Genomic DNA, 12,679 nt, shown 5'->3' with positions numbered 1-12,679 from the left:
TGTAGAAAAGGAGCGAAATCGTATGGAACTCTTTCAAAACGTCCCCTTATGGGCTGCCTTGTTTGCAATTTTCTTTGCTCAGTTCGTGAAAATCCCTATTCATTTTTTATTTTCTAAAAAAGTAGATTTCGCTCTTTTCACTTCGACAGGAGGCATGCCAAGTTCCCATTCGGCTGCTGTTACCGCTTTAACAACGGCAGTAGCATTTGAGGAAGGTTTGGATTCCACGATGTTTGGCATCTCTGCAATCTTTGCAGTGATTGTGATGTTTGATGCGACCGGGGTACGATTTCAAGCAGGCCAACAAGCAATCATTATTAATCAGTTGAGAGCGGACCTTCATAACTTCTTTGAACATACGAAGGACTGGCCACAGAAGAAAGAAGAAGAGAAAATTCAGGAGTTGAAGACGTTACTCGGGCATAAGCCGATTGAGGTTTTTATGGGCGCGCTGACGGGGATTGCTATTTCGATTATTATTTATACTTTGATATTATAAAAAACCGCCAGTTGCGGTTTTAGCATTCGTAATATAGACCCCTTTCACCCGAGACACCATTTCCAAGGGGAGAACCTCCGAGCCTCCTCGTCGCATGCTCCTGCGGGGTCTCGCAGAACCTCTGATACCCTGGGAAATGGTATCACGTGCTCATAAAGACCATAGAAAACCGGGATGCCAATTTTGGCACCCCGGTTTTTATTTTAGAACATTTGATAGCCGTTCTTACGTAGATAGCGACTGACTAACCCTGCAATGATAGCTCCAACAAGACCGCCACCTAAAATCACATAATCTGCAACATGCAAATTGGTGATTTTCGTAACTAGTGCTGTAAAAGAAGCCACAGGCTCTGTGAAATAGTCAAAGAAGCCAATATCATCAATAATGAAAATTACTACGATCGGATAGACGATAGCCATAAACCATGTCATCCGTAGAAGCATATTAAGTAAGAAGCCAATTCCAAAAAACATAACAATAAAAAGCAACGCTGATATAATCAGTTGCGGTAATGAAAAGTCCATGATTTTCCCTCCGTGTCATCTTGTTTAAGTGTACTCGAAGAGAACGGGCTTTTCAATATAGGCAACCTTCATTCACGTGATTGTCAAAATTCGATTACTTCTTCCCTGAGCCTTGGCATACTGTACATGTCTCAGATCCACCAAGTCGTAACTGGAAATAGCCGTTCCCTTTGCAGTATGGGCAATGTGTTGGATTAGCTGGTTTTTTGAATTGTGTCATATTGAAAAACTCCCTTGTTTTAAGTTTTAATTTTCTGATAATATATCATATATGCAAAAACGTGTAAACAGATTCAAGGGAGTTTTTTGAAAATTCTATTTAAATATTGCGAAAATGTGTCAATCTTCGTTTTCAGACGCCGTAAATAATTTATAACTGCTATAGCCGAACACTGGACCTGGGTCTAATCCTTCCCGTGTCTCGAACCCCGCTTCTTGATTTACTTTCAGAAATACTTTGATCATGGAAGTTGTTCTTTCATCTTCAAGAAGCTGCTCAGGTGTCATCCATCTTGCTTCATAAAGTTCATCTAGCTGTGGATCTGGCACTTGCTCTGGGTCTAGGGGACGTAAGAAGAAAATCGCCATGTTGTCACTAATCTTCTCTTTAATGACTCCACTACGAAATCCTATGAGTTGAATGACTTCCGCATCAATGCCCGTCTCTTCTTTGATTTCCCGAAGCACTGCTTGATCCACTGTTTCCGTTCCTTCAACAAATCCCGCGGGTAATGACCACTTTCCGTTCAGTCCACCGTATCGCTTCTGGACGACCAACCATTCTCCTTTTGTATTGATGACAATTCCCGCTACACCTAGCCAGACATTGCCTCTCTCTTTACGTGACATCGTATTCCCCCTTTACTGATTCTAGTATAACGAAAAAAAAAGACAGCTGCCTAATGGCAACTGTCTGATCGCTACTTATAGTAAGTTGAATTTACCTTTTTTCAAGACTAGTGGTGCGCCACCAATCATGTATAGAGCACGGTTATCAATGATTTTCTTCATGATAGATGCTTTCGTTCCTGTGATTTTGCGTCCCATCACATCTCCGATTGCATCATGTTCACCAAGTGAACATACAGAACCTTTTAATTTTGGTACGAATTCGTGTGTGTCTTCATTGTTCATCAACGCGATCAAATTGTCTGCAACTGTTTCAGCTTGTTGCATCGCAATTTGAGCTGTTGGTGGGTATGGACGATTCACTTCCTCATTGATCATTAAAGCGCAATCTCCAACGATGAAGACATCTGGGAATCCAGGTGCACGCATATCTTTGTCAACTTTGACACGAGCACGCATGTTTTCGATACCTGAAGTTTCGATTAGACGGTTTCCGCGGACACCAGCTGCCCATACAACCGTACCAGCTTTGATGAAGTCGAATTCTTCTTCACCTTTTTTAATTTTTACGCCTTCTGGAGTCGCTTGAACTACAGGAGTTCCGATTGAGAACTCGATGCCTTTTGACTCTAGGTGACGTACCGCATAGTCTACTAATTCTGGATCAAATCCAGGTAGAACCATTGGAGCTGCTTCTACACAAAGAACGCGTACTTTTTCTTGAGGTACATCAAACTCTTTGCAAAGTTCAGGAATACGGTTTCCTAGTTCACCTAAGAACTCGATTCCTGTGAATCCTGCTCCACCTACAACGATAGTCAGACGGCTGTCGTCTTTGACTTCGTCTTGAGACCACATAGCGAATTGGTATTCAATATGCTCACGGATTAGGCGTGCTGCGCCAACGTTAGCAATAGAAAGTGCATATTTATCTAAACCTTCGATACCGAATGTCTCGCCCTCAAAGCCAAGACCGATAACTAGGTAGTCATACGTGTGCTCACCTTTATCAGTTGTTACTTTGCGTGCGTTAACATCGATTCCTGTAACTGCTGCTTGTACGAATTGAATTTTGTCACCGTTGATGACATTTTTGATATCATAGCGTACATCTTCAGGAGACAATGTTCCTGCTGCTGCTTCATGCAACCAAGTCGACTCGTAGTGATAGTCGTTCTTGTTGATCAATGTAATATCTGCATCGTTTGCATTTAATTTTTTTTGTAGATTTACGGCAGTTGAAAGTCCGCCATAGCCTGCCCCTAGAATGAGAATCTTAGCTCTGTTCATGGTACCGCTACCACCTTTTAGTTATATTTTCACTCATTTGCCCCTTGACGGATGCAAACACTTACCTTCTATATTAGCCCTTTTAGTATAGAAGTTCAATGAATAGTTGTTTCGAATTAAACGTTTTCAATAATGAGAAAACTCATAGAAAAAACCTGTCGGATTTCGACAGGTTAAGTGTTAGCAGTTTTCAGGTGTCCCTTGCTTAGTGACAGTTCGGAATGATGAACCGCATCCACAGTTGGCAATAGCGTTTGGATTATCGATGGTGAAGCCTCCACCCATGAGCGATTGTTTGTAATCAATCTTTGTGCCCATTAGAATCGGAGCATCTTCTTCAGCCACAACAATTGGAATGTCATGCTGCAAGTCTTCACGGTCCGCAGCTTCTTTTTCATGAGTAAAGCTCATCCCATAAGAAAGTCCGCTACATCCCCCACCGTTTACAGAAACACGAAGGAAAGCCCCTTGTTCTTCGTTGTGTTCCATCATTTCTTTAATACGGAAAGCTGCTGCTTCCGTCAGATCCACTACGTGTGTCATGTTCGTCTCCCACCTTTCTGTTCAAATGAATCAAAAAGACAAGGCCGGTGCCTTGTCTTTTAACGTGAATTAGAATACTTGTTCAACTTCTACAACGCCTGGTACTTCTTCTAATAGAGCGCGTTCAATACCAGCTTTTAATGTGATCGTTGAACTTGGGCACGTCCCGCAGGCACCAAGGAGACGTAATTTCACGATACCGTCTTCAACATCTACTAATTCACAATCCCCACCATCGCGCAGTAGGAATGGGCGTAATTTATCGAGTACTTCTTGAACTTGTTCAGTCATCGTATCAGTCATTTCTTTCGACTCCTTTCACTATCCCTATTATAATTGGATAGAACAAAAAAATCCAATAAAGAATCTAGAGGGGCTGGGAATATGAAAGAGATCACGTTGACTGTGTACGGGGCAGACATCATCTGTGCAAGCTGTGTAAATGCACCTTCTTCTAAAGATACGTATGAATGGCTTGAGGCTGCGATTGGTCGAAAGTTTGATGCGCACCAGATTCAATTCCGCTATGTGGACATCGAGCAACCGAGCGAATCGGATGTCGATGCATCGTTTATTGAGCAGATTCAAAATGATGAGTTGTTTTATCCTTTGGTCACGATTGAAGATGAAGTAATCGGGGAAGGTTATATCCAGTTAAAACCTGTCTATATTGCTCTTGAGCAGCATGGGTATATAGCTGCGGAATAAAAAAGAGCTGATTGTGCGGATGCACTGTCAGCTCTTTTCGTTTATCCGTTATGCTTTTTGTAGTACCAAAGAAGACCTGATTTCATCAAGCGCGCGATGCGTCCTGTAACCGACATATCTGCCAAGTATGCAAATCCTTGCTTCTTTCCTAATGATCCCATGAAGCCCTTCAGTTTGATATCAGGCAATTTCGCAGGTAACGTCTCACCGTTCCACTTTGCTTTTAAAACTTGCACGATCTGCTCTGCTTGCTCTTCTGCAAGTTGCGCACTTGGCGCGAATGGAAGAGATGCACAGTCACCTACTACATAAATATGTTCATCTAATGGTAGATGGTGGTGAGGTGACAAAATAACGCGACCAGTTGAATCCTTTTCACCAGGAAGTGCACGAACTGGTGCTACTGGCTGAATTCCAGCAGTCCATACAACCGCATCGACTGGAATCGTGTCGTCGTGATTATAAAGCATGTTTTTCTCAACTTTTGTAATGTTTGAGTTGCTGATGACTTCTACATCGTTCTCATCAAACCACTTTTTCACATAGTTACTCAAGCGTTCTGGGAAGTCTCGTAAGATACGCGGACTGCGATCAAATAGCTTGATTCGTAGATCCGGACGCGATTCGCGAAGCTCACTCGCAAGCTCGATCCCGCTTAAACCAGCACCAACGATTCCTACTACTGAATTAGATGGAAGGTCGCCTAATGTGCTATATGTTTGACGAGATTTTCCGATGGTCTGAATACTCATTGTGAATTCATCTGCACCGGGAACTCCGTGGTACTTGTCTTCACAACCAAGGCCGACAACTAAATCGTCGTACTTTACAGCTTCTCCACCCTCAAGTAAAACTTCTTTGTTTTCTGTGTCGATTTCTACGACTTCACCGTATTTAATGTGAAGCTTTTCGCTGACTGGGAAACTAACACGGACATCGTGATCCGAAACTGTCCCTGCAGCAAGCGCATAAAACTCTGTTTTTAAGCTGTGAAATGACGTGCGGTCAATCAATGTGATTTCTACATCTGATGGCAAACTGTTAGGTAATAAGCGCAGTAGAATACGCATGTTCCCATAGCCGCCTCCGAGCAGTACTAATTTTTGCATATGAAAACTCCTCTGCATGCATTGTCTCATTTAGTATAAATGATTGTGAGACATTTCACAATAAGTCACAACAATTGACGACTTGGTAGAAATGCAGTAGCATCAACTTGTAGCGAGGTGAACACGATGAATCCCATGGTGGAATTTTGCATTAGTAATATCGTAAACGGTGCTCAAGAAGCATTCGAGCAGCTGGAGAAAGATCCGAACTTGGATGTTTTAGAATACGGCTGCACGAGCAACTGTACTATTTGTGCAGACACGCTCTTTGCCGTAGTGAACGGGGATATCGTCCGAGGCGAGACACCTCAAGAGCTTGTCGATAATATTTATGCTTATATAGAAGAAAACCCATTGTTTTAACAGAAATTCTGGAAAACAATTAGCTAAAGGCAGGTTCTCAATTAATGAGAATCTGCCTTTTCGTGTACTACTTTGTGAGTAGGGGAAGCGTTCCGCGGGCGCGGGCTGAGCCAAGGTCTCAGCTTCCGCTTTTAATCCCGCTGGAGTCACCCCTACTCACCTTTTAACTATTTTTCTTCAACAAATTTTATGTTACTAATTAGCCTTTTCTAGGTATTTCACTACATTAATTCTGCTGCTGTTTCAACAAACCGAGTGATGTTCATACCGCTCGCCCGGATAGTTTCGGGTCGGTCGACACCTGAGTTGACATGAATCGTCGCAATTCCGAAGTCCACACCTGCTTGCAGGTCTGTCTTCATATTATCTCCGATCAAGACCATCTCTTCTTTTGTACTCCCGGTCTGCTGTTGAATCAGTTCCAACATGATAGGAGACGGTTTTCCACAAAAGATAGCCGGTGTTTCCGTTGAATACTCCACGAGTCTAACAAATGCGCCGTTGCCAGGAAGAAATCCTTGGTGCGAAGGAAATGCATGGTCAGGATTGGTCGCAATCAAAGTAGCCCCTGCTCGAACTTCCAGACATGCCTGGGCAAGCTTCATATAATTGATGTCTTTATCGATACCCATCACAACCGCATCTGCACCTTTATCGACTAAAGTCAGCCCTACTGAAGACAATTCGTCACGTAGTGCTTGTGTGCCGATAACATAGACAGATGCATCTGGATAATCGCGTTTGACGAAATGAGCCGCAGCCATACCGGACGTGTAAATATGACTCTCAGTTGTCTCCACTCCGAATCCTGCCAGCTTTTCTTTGAGCTGCGTACGAGTCATAGAAGCATTGTTGGTGATATAGAACGGTTCAATACCTTGAGATTTCAAATGCTTGATAAAAGCGACTGCTTCAGGAATCGGTTCGACTCCTTTGTAGACAGTGCCGTCTAAATCAAAGCACACGGTGTTATAGCTGAACATTGGAATCCTCCGGTAAGAAAGCTGAAACGGGACCCAATTCATTCACTAAGTATTTACGCACTTGACCAGGAAAAGCACGAATGACCGATAAGTTGGCATCGAACACTTTTGCCACATTGTCACGGTCGACTGCATAGTATTCACGGACCACTTCTTTGCGGAGGCCCACGATTTCTTTAAGACCTTGTTCCATATCAGCAGTGACCACTTTTTCATCAACCAAAATATCGATGATGTCGTCATAGCTTCCAGGATCTCGCATGATAAAGCCGTCAATCATCGCATTCCCGATATCCAAGATCGATTCAATGACAGAGCCTGTGACGCGCTCCAAAATCAAGTGACTTTCCGGATACGATTCCCATTGCTGCTTGTTCTCATAGACAGCCAGTAGCTCTTCTAAATGGCTGGCAATCACTTCAATTCGCTTTCGATCTACAAAGTACATAGAACTTCCTCCTGTTTCATTCAGTTGAATACGTCTCTCCTCTATAGTACCATAGAGCTGACTAGAACTTGAGGTGAAGAGCATGGAACGCTTTTATTTATATGATGATGTAGAAGACACGAAAACACGGTTTGTCAGCTTTACAGGAGAGACACAGCGCTATGACTTAGCTATCCTTCAGAGCACTCGTTTCTTTGGAAAAGTTTTGGTGATGGACATCCAGTTCAACCGGATGGCAATCATTGGACCAGACGATATCGAAGAAGAAGGCTATCTGGAGCATGCGTTTAATCGCAATGCGGAAGAAGCAGAAGAACTGCGTGACTATTTACGCGAACTGTTAAACTAACAAACAAGCGATGCGGAAATCCGCATCGCTTTTAGTTTGGAATCAGATGGACAGCATCAGGTGCAAATGTAGTAAATACTTGATCTCCCAGTTGATAGCGAGAAGCTTGAGAAGCCCAAACTTTTGCGACCACTTCAAGTTCAGACACAGCTACCGTAACTAGCGCGGTATCTTTTTGCAGTTGAATCTGTCGTATCACGCCGAGGGTTCCTGTTTCCTCAAATCGTATCGCTTCAGAAGGAATGACTACTAGTTGATTGTCTCGAACTGTTGGTATCAACGGATTCAACGCAGCTGCTTCTTGAGCAGTAAACACATTCTCATGCCCAAGAAACCTTGCAACTTCTCGAGTTTCAGGATGGCTATAGAGCATATGAGGAGCTCCCACTTGCAGAATTTCGCCTTCCTTCATCACGGCCATGCGGTCAGATAGTAGAAACGCTTCTTCCTGATCATGGGTCACACAAATGGTTGTGATCCTGAGTTGTTTTTGCAATTGCTTCACTAACTGCTGCATCTCGTCTTTCAACTGAGGATCTAGTGCACTGAATGGCTCATCTAGAAGAAGTAGTTCAGGTTCGACGACGAGTGCCCTAGCAAGCGACACACGCTGCTGTTGACCACCCGACAACTCACTGGGATAGCGATTCAGAAACGCCTCCAGCCCAACTTGACGAAGGGCTTCCTTCGCTTTCCGAGTTCGTTCCAATTTCGGCACTTTCTTCATTCGTAACCCAAAGCTTACGTTTTGTTCTACGGTCATATGCGGAAAAAGATGCGGTTGCTGAAACATCATCGCAAAGTGCCGTTTCTCAGCTAAAACTTCTGTAATGTCATGACCTTTATGATATAGGGTTCCACGGTCAGGCGTTACAAGTCCTGCAATCACTTTCAATAAGGTCGTCTTCCCGCAACCAGAGGGTCCGATTAATGTAAAGAACTCCCCTTCTTCAATGGCTAACTCAAGAGGAGCAAGAGTAAACTCGCTATTATACGTTTTTTCAACTTCTTCTAGACGAAGGACCGTCACACTCGACTCCTCCCTTTCTTTCTATAATGACCACGCAGCCCCACATCGAGAACAATTACCAGTAACAATGCTATGGCAGAGAATACGAGTGTGTATGCCGATCCAATTGACGTGTCCCCACCACTGATATAAGGGTACAACAAGATTGGAAGTGTAACGACTTGGCCGCCCCCTATCAATAGGGTCACGCTGTATTGGCTAAGCGAGATCAGCATACTGAGTGTCACTCCTGCAACGAGACCTGCCCTCAAATGTGGGAGTATTACGAATAAGAAGCGATTCCATGGCCCGGCTCCCAGCAGCTGTGCAGCTTGTTCTGTCTCTCGGTTCATCGTTTCAAAACTGATCATGGCGGCTCGTATAACATACGGCATGGATGGAGCTAGATGGACTAGAATAACACCAAGAACTGTCTCTGTGAGTCCTAGCCGTAGAAACGTTAGATGGATTCCCATTACTGCCGCTAAAGCGGGGACAAAAATAGGAGCCAGGAGTACTGCTTCTATAGCCGCACGAAAACGCAGATTCCCTCTTACAAGGGCATAGGCTGCTGGAACACTCACCAATACATTGATCATCGTGACACAAAACGCGATCCAGAGGCTCGTCCAGATTGCTGAAAGTGTGCCGGAATTTGCTCGAAACACCGCATCCCAAGCACGAAAACTCCAGCCTTCTGGAATCACGAGAGGAAATCTCCAGACGCCTCCTAAACTTGCAAGGAGTGCTGGGACAAACGGGAGCACAAAGAGAAAACAGAGTAAAACCAATACACTATAAGGTAGGCGGAGACTTCGCATCATTCCCACCCCCGATCATAACTCTTGCGATACAAACGGTAAGCAATCAAACCAAATACAAACGTTACTACTGTAAGTAACCAGAAGATGGCAAGTGCTTGTGAGCGGTCTTCAAAATTGCCACTAGTATAGAGCTGATAAGCATATACGGGCAAAGTGGCCGGATAAGTCACACCTAGTAGATACGGAACTTCAAATGCAGTCAACGTGTAAACAAACACAATCAAACTTGCCGTAAGCAGTGCGGGTCGGATAGCTGGAAGTAACACAGTGGAAATGTAGTTCCAAGGACGTGCTCCATAGATTCGAGCCGTGTCATACCAACCACTACCGATTCTCGCCAACACTGGATACAGTAAAAGAGCAACAAAGGGTGCTTCTTTCCATGTGTATGTAATGACCATCCCCCAACCGAAAGCATCATTGACCATTACCGGAAACTTAGCCGGAGCATCGATCCATCCGACTGTGTGGGCCAGTCGAGCAATCAAGCCACTTTGAGATAGCACTAACACCATAAAATACCCTGCTGCGAGATGCGGGATAGTCAGAGGCAGCTGTAGCAAGCGGAACAACCAAGGTCGCTTTGAGCGCAGTTGGAATGTATACAAGACAAGAGCAAGAACTATACCTAAGATTGTTGCAAAGATAGTAGATAAGAGAGCAACTCGCACAGTCAGAAGTAGAGAGTCTTGAAACGCACGTTCTGTAAGGGCTTGTTGATAAAATGAAAGATGCAACGTCTCTTGTCCGATTGCTGGAAAATAGCCAAAGCTTTTCAACAACCCATCTGCCAATCCGCCGAAGAACAGCGTGATTGTAAGAAGCAATGCAGGCAAGACTAACAGTGCATACTTATTCCTGCGCCACATGTTCAAGCCAACTTTCCTCAATCCACTCAACATAGATCGAAGGAATTTCAGGTAGACGATTTTGTTCCATCTCACTGATCGGTACCGTCGCTTCTCCTAAATCAATTGCGGTAAAGAGCTCTTGCTCTTCCTCAGATAGTTTTGCTAGCTCCACGACCGGCAGATCTCCCCAGTTGGCTGGGTCCATCTTCGCCGCCTGTGCTTCTGCAGATAGGAGTTCATTGATGACAACTAGAGCTCCTTGTGGATTCGGAGAATTATACGGTATCGCTAAGTAATGAGTGTTTGAAAGCGTTCCTTCTTCCCAGATAAAATTTCGGGTGGATTCTGGAAAACGTCCGTTTTGAACTTCGGCTGCTGCTTTTATCGGATCATAGGCCATCGTGAAGTCCACTTCCCCATTCGCATATAGTTGGTCTAGACGAGCGAGACTTTCAGGGTAGGTCTCTCCCTGACGCCATAAATAAGGTTCAAGATCATTCAGATAACTCCATACAGGCTCTAAAAGTTCTTCGACTTTTTCACGTTCCATCAACGGTTCTTCAAAGAACGCCTCGCTGCCCACCTCTTGATAGAGGACATGGCGGACAAATGCACTTCCTGTAAAGTCAGGCAATGCGGGATATGTAAATTTTCCTGGGTTTTGTTGCACATATTCTTCTAATTCAGCAAGTGATGTTGGATAATTGGAACGTGCTCCATCGTATGTCATGACAAACTGAGCGGTGCCCCAAGGAGCTTGCAAATTCTCCACAGGAATCCCAAAGTCAGATGCTATCTGGGGAACTTCCAAGTCAATTAAGTTCTGGACATTCGGTAATTTATCAGAGAAAGGCTTACCTAGTAAGTCATTGTCTTTTGCTGTTTTGAAGTTTTCTCCGTTGATCCACATGATGTCGATACTGCCTTCATTTTTACCTGCTGTCTTTTCGTCTAATACTTGAGTTAATATTTCTTTAGTATCTGTCACAGGAACTCGGTTCAATGTGATGTCATAGGTCTCTTCCACTCGTGGAATCACCCACTCATCAAAATACTGGTTGATGGAATCGCTTCCTCCCCACATATAAAGATTCACTTCTGTACCCTTCGCTTGTTCTTCAAATGTTGACCATTCTTGATTGAGATCTACTTCCTGTTGTACAGTTTGTTCAGTACAACCTCCAATGAAAAGAGTTCCTAGAATCCCCAACACAAATAGCTTTTTCATAAATCTCCTCCCCCGTCTGATTTTTTCGCCATCCGATTTTTTAACAACCAACTGGCCAGTGTGAACAGTATGACGACAATTACTGCTGCTGATATGACACGCCAGTCTCCATCGAGTAAACTTCCTCCCAAGAAATTGTAAGCAATCGTTCCTGGCAGCATTCCTAAAATCGTGGCTGTGATGTAAGGAATCCATTTCACCCTCGCGGCTCCTGCTAAATAACTGACCACATCAAAATTTAAAAAGGGAACGAGACGGAACCAAAGTACGTAGAGAAAACCATTCGTTTCCATTTGTTTTTGTGCAGCTGCCAAACGTGTTCCGGGAACACCTTTTCCCCACAGCGCTCTGAGACGTTCCGCCATGAAATAGCCAACAATAGCACTGAGCGTAGCTCCAATTAAAGTGTAGAGCGTCCCAAACCACGCTCCAAATAAGATTCCTCCTGTTAACGTCAAAATCGAAGCAGGAAAGAAAATGAGTGGACGCAACGCATAGATAGCGATATAGAGGACAGGAGCCAAGGGACCAAGAGATTCAATCCATCTAGAGAGTTCTTCAGCAGAAAATGCAGGAACATTATTCACAATAACCGCTAGTAAAAGAAATCCAGCTAGTAAGCTAATGACAAGCTTTTTGGAGCGTGTCATTTTTGATCATCCAAGTAGCGAGACCGAATCTGTTCTAACCGTTTTCGATTGACGCCTCCGTCAGAATAGCCAATCCGAGAACCTGAGCGAACATGGATCACATCTTCGCCTTCTACTACAGCAAACTCAAGGTCATCCTTAAAACGCATTAGTTTAGTAGTCGCAACTGCATGAATATAACGAGGTTCTTGTTTCATCACTTCGATTTCGTCAAATGAATCCAGCGTCTCAAGTAGACGTGCGATTGATTCACCTTCTGAACCTTGGAATGGAAACGGTTCAATATAGGCCGACTCTTTCTCTGTCTGTGAAGACACTGCATTCGGAGTGCTTGGCAAATCGCGCAACTTTCCATTTTCAGCACCTAGATCTTTTGGTGGTGTCCACATTTTCATCATGCCTCCTGTCAATAAGATTCCTGTTAGAGCTGCTCCTACTTTCCAGTTCAT

The 12,679-nt window shown here is 44.0% G+C and carries 19 protein-coding genes; 4 read left to right on the top strand and 15 right to left on the bottom strand.

Going from position 1 to position 12,679, the window contains the following annotated elements:
• Nucleotides 1-22 precede the first annotated feature (22 nt).
• A complete protein-coding gene (locus tag CF394_RS13850) occupies nt 23-499 on the top strand; it encodes a divergent PAP2 family protein (RefSeq protein ID WP_094944389.1) in 477 nt (158 codons plus the stop codon).
• Nucleotides 500-702: 203 nt separating this feature from the next.
• Here CF394_RS13850 and CF394_RS13845 read toward each other — a convergent pair whose 3' ends face one another.
• The 6 genes from CF394_RS13845 to CF394_RS13825 form a co-directional block, all read right to left on the bottom strand.
• Nucleotides 703-1,026, bottom strand: a complete 324-nt coding sequence (locus CF394_RS13845) for a YuiB family protein (protein WP_094944388.1) — start codon at nt 1,024-1,026, stop codon at nt 703-705.
• 94 nt (nt 1,027-1,120) lie between these two features.
• A complete protein-coding gene (locus tag CF394_RS15860) occupies nt 1,121-1,246 on the bottom strand; it encodes a YuiA family protein (RefSeq protein WP_165767574.1) in 126 nt (41 codons plus the stop codon).
• Between the two features lie 119 nt (nt 1,247-1,365).
• A complete protein-coding gene (locus CF394_RS13840) occupies nt 1,366-1,875 on the bottom strand; it encodes an NUDIX domain-containing protein (protein WP_094944386.1) in 510 nt (169 codons plus the stop codon).
• A gap of 75 nt (nt 1,876-1,950) precedes the next feature.
• The gene (locus CF394_RS13835; RefSeq protein WP_094944384.1) at nt 1,951-3,165 is read right to left on the bottom strand and encodes an NAD(P)/FAD-dependent oxidoreductase; all 1,215 of its coding nucleotides are present in this window, start codon (nt 3,163-3,165) and stop codon (nt 1,951-1,953) included.
• Nucleotides 3,166-3,345: 180 nt separating this feature from the next.
• Entirely contained in the window at nt 3,346-3,708 is a 363-nt protein-coding gene (locus CF394_RS13830; protein WP_094944382.1) for a HesB/IscA family protein, read from the bottom strand.
• A gap of 69 nt (nt 3,709-3,777) precedes the next feature.
• On the bottom strand, nt 3,778-4,011 hold the full coding sequence (locus CF394_RS13825) for a NifU family protein (RefSeq protein WP_094944380.1): 234 nt from the start codon (nt 4,009-4,011) through the stop codon (nt 3,778-3,780).
• 81 nt (nt 4,012-4,092) lie between these two features.
• Between CF394_RS13825 and CF394_RS13820 the strand changes: the two genes are divergently transcribed.
• Nucleotides 4,093-4,416, top strand: a complete 324-nt coding sequence (locus tag CF394_RS13820) for a YuzD family protein (RefSeq protein ID WP_094944378.1) — start codon at nt 4,093-4,095, stop codon at nt 4,414-4,416.
• A 41-nt stretch (nt 4,417-4,457) separates the two neighbouring features.
• On the opposite strand, the gene CF394_RS13815 is transcribed toward CF394_RS13820, so the two are convergent.
• A complete protein-coding gene (locus CF394_RS13815) occupies nt 4,458-5,525 on the bottom strand; it encodes an NAD(P)/FAD-dependent oxidoreductase (protein WP_094944376.1) in 1,068 nt (355 codons plus the stop codon).
• Nucleotides 5,526-5,651: 126 nt separating this feature from the next.
• Between CF394_RS13815 and CF394_RS13810 the strand changes: the two genes are divergently transcribed.
• Nucleotides 5,652-5,888, top strand: a complete 237-nt coding sequence (locus CF394_RS13810; RefSeq protein ID WP_094944374.1) for a YuzB family protein — start codon at nt 5,652-5,654, stop codon at nt 5,886-5,888.
• Nucleotides 5,889-6,109: 221 nt separating this feature from the next.
• Here the strand turns inward: CF394_RS13810 and CF394_RS13805 are convergent, their stop codons facing one another.
• Together CF394_RS13805 and CF394_RS13800 are read right to left on the bottom strand one after the other, a co-directional pair.
• Nucleotides 6,110-6,871, bottom strand: a complete 762-nt coding sequence (locus CF394_RS13805; RefSeq protein WP_094944373.1) for an HAD-IIA family hydrolase — start codon at nt 6,869-6,871, stop codon at nt 6,110-6,112.
• Complete coding sequence (locus CF394_RS13800; RefSeq protein WP_094944371.1) at nt 6,858-7,319, bottom strand: DUF86 domain-containing protein; 462 nt, start codon at nt 7,317-7,319, stop codon at nt 6,858-6,860. The genes CF394_RS13805 and CF394_RS13800 overlap by 14 nt, the downstream gene beginning before the upstream one ends.
• 82 nt (nt 7,320-7,401) lie before the next feature.
• On the opposite strand from CF394_RS13800, the gene CF394_RS13795 reads away from it, so the two are divergent.
• The gene (locus tag CF394_RS13795) at nt 7,402-7,668 is read left to right on the top strand and encodes a DUF3055 domain-containing protein (protein WP_094944370.1); all 267 of its coding nucleotides are present in this window, start codon (nt 7,402-7,404) and stop codon (nt 7,666-7,668) included.
• Nucleotides 7,669-7,699: 31 nt separating this feature from the next.
• On the opposite strand, the gene CF394_RS13790 is transcribed toward CF394_RS13795, so the two are convergent.
• The 6 genes from CF394_RS13790 to CF394_RS16130 all read right to left on the bottom strand — a co-directional run bounded on the left by CF394_RS13790 (nt 7,700) and on the right by CF394_RS16130 (nt 12,679).
• Nucleotides 7,700-8,698 carry an ABC transporter ATP-binding protein gene (locus CF394_RS13790; RefSeq protein ID WP_094944368.1) on the bottom strand — a complete coding sequence of 333 codons (999 nt, stop codon included), beginning with the start codon at nt 8,696-8,698 and terminating at the stop codon, nt 7,700-7,702.
• Complete coding sequence (locus CF394_RS13785) at nt 8,695-9,384, bottom strand: ABC transporter permease (RefSeq protein ID WP_243370896.1); 690 nt, start codon at nt 9,382-9,384, stop codon at nt 8,695-8,697. The genes CF394_RS13790 and CF394_RS13785 overlap by 4 nt, the downstream gene beginning before the upstream one ends.
• 113 nt (nt 9,385-9,497) lie before the next feature.
• The gene (locus CF394_RS13780; protein WP_094944365.1) at nt 9,498-10,370 is read right to left on the bottom strand and encodes an ABC transporter permease; all 873 of its coding nucleotides are present in this window, start codon (nt 10,368-10,370) and stop codon (nt 9,498-9,500) included.
• A complete protein-coding gene (locus CF394_RS13775; RefSeq protein WP_094944364.1) occupies nt 10,354-11,580 on the bottom strand; it encodes an ABC transporter substrate-binding protein in 1,227 nt (408 codons plus the stop codon). The genes CF394_RS13780 and CF394_RS13775 overlap by 17 nt, the downstream gene beginning before the upstream one ends.
• Nucleotides 11,577-12,230 (bottom strand): TVP38/TMEM64 family protein, encoded by a 654-nt coding sequence (locus CF394_RS13770; RefSeq protein WP_094944362.1) that lies wholly within the window; start codon nt 12,228-12,230, stop codon nt 11,577-11,579. Before CF394_RS13770 ends, CF394_RS13775 begins: the two co-directional genes overlap by 4 nt.
• On the bottom strand, nt 12,227-12,679 hold the full coding sequence (locus CF394_RS16130) for a DUF1499 domain-containing protein (protein WP_243370894.1): 453 nt from the start codon (nt 12,677-12,679) through the stop codon (nt 12,227-12,229). Before CF394_RS16130 ends, CF394_RS13770 begins: the two co-directional genes overlap by 4 nt.

It is taken from the genome of Tetzosporium hominis (genome assembly GCF_002265435.1).
In the GTDB taxonomy this organism is placed as follows: Bacteria; Bacillota; Bacilli; order Bacillales_A; family Planococcaceae; genus Chryseomicrobium; species Chryseomicrobium hominis.
The sequence above is the reverse complement of the archived record's forward strand: the minus strand, read 5'-3'. Positions and strand labels throughout refer to the sequence as shown.

What these genes read in the sequence shown, in the direction of transcription:
- CF394_RS13845 (WP_094944388.1), bottom strand. Translation starts at nt 1,026, where the DNA reads ATGGACTTTTCATTACCGCAACTGATTATATCAGCGTTGCTTTTTATT.
- CF394_RS15860 (WP_165767574.1), bottom strand. Translation starts at nt 1,246, where the DNA reads ATGACACAATTCAAAAAACCAGCTAATCCAACACATTGCCCATACTGC.
- CF394_RS13805 (WP_094944373.1), bottom strand. Translation starts at nt 6,871, where the DNA reads ATGTTCAGCTATAACACCGTGTGCTTTGATTTAGACGGCACTGTCTAC.
- CF394_RS13830 (WP_094944382.1), bottom strand. Translation starts at nt 3,708, where the DNA reads ATGACACACGTAGTGGATCTGACGGAAGCAGCAGCTTTCCGTATTAAA.
- CF394_RS13800 (WP_094944371.1), bottom strand. Translation starts at nt 7,319, where the DNA reads ATGTACTTTGTAGATCGAAAGCGAATTGAAGTGATTGCCAGCCATTTA.
- CF394_RS13850 (WP_094944389.1), top strand. Translation starts at nt 23, where the DNA reads ATGGAACTCTTTCAAAACGTCCCCTTATGGGCTGCCTTGTTTGCAATT.
- CF394_RS13840 (WP_094944386.1), bottom strand. Translation starts at nt 1,875, where the DNA reads ATGTCACGTAAAGAGAGAGGCAATGTCTGGCTAGGTGTAGCGGGAATT.
- CF394_RS13810 (WP_094944374.1), top strand. Translation starts at nt 5,652, where the DNA reads ATGAATCCCATGGTGGAATTTTGCATTAGTAATATCGTAAACGGTGCT.
- CF394_RS13775 (WP_094944364.1), bottom strand. Translation starts at nt 11,580, where the DNA reads ATGAAAAAGCTATTTGTGTTGGGGATTCTAGGAACTCTTTTCATTGGA.
- CF394_RS13820 (WP_094944378.1), top strand. Translation starts at nt 4,093, where the DNA reads ATGAAAGAGATCACGTTGACTGTGTACGGGGCAGACATCATCTGTGCA.
- CF394_RS13815 (WP_094944376.1), bottom strand. Translation starts at nt 5,525, where the DNA reads ATGCAAAAATTAGTACTGCTCGGAGGCGGCTATGGGAACATGCGTATT.
- CF394_RS16130 (WP_243370894.1), bottom strand. Translation starts at nt 12,679, where the DNA reads ATGAACTGGAAAGTAGGAGCAGCTCTAACAGGAATCTTATTGACAGGA.
- CF394_RS13795 (WP_094944370.1), top strand. Translation starts at nt 7,402, where the DNA reads ATGGAACGCTTTTATTTATATGATGATGTAGAAGACACGAAAACACGG.
- CF394_RS13825 (WP_094944380.1), bottom strand. Translation starts at nt 4,011, where the DNA reads ATGACTGATACGATGACTGAACAAGTTCAAGAAGTACTCGATAAATTA.
- CF394_RS13770 (WP_094944362.1), bottom strand. Translation starts at nt 12,230, where the DNA reads ATGACACGCTCCAAAAAGCTTGTCATTAGCTTACTAGCTGGATTTCTT.
- CF394_RS13780 (WP_094944365.1), bottom strand. Translation starts at nt 10,370, where the DNA reads ATGTGGCGCAGGAATAAGTATGCACTGTTAGTCTTGCCTGCATTGCTT.
- CF394_RS13835 (WP_094944384.1), bottom strand. Translation starts at nt 3,165, where the DNA reads ATGAACAGAGCTAAGATTCTCATTCTAGGGGCAGGCTATGGCGGACTT.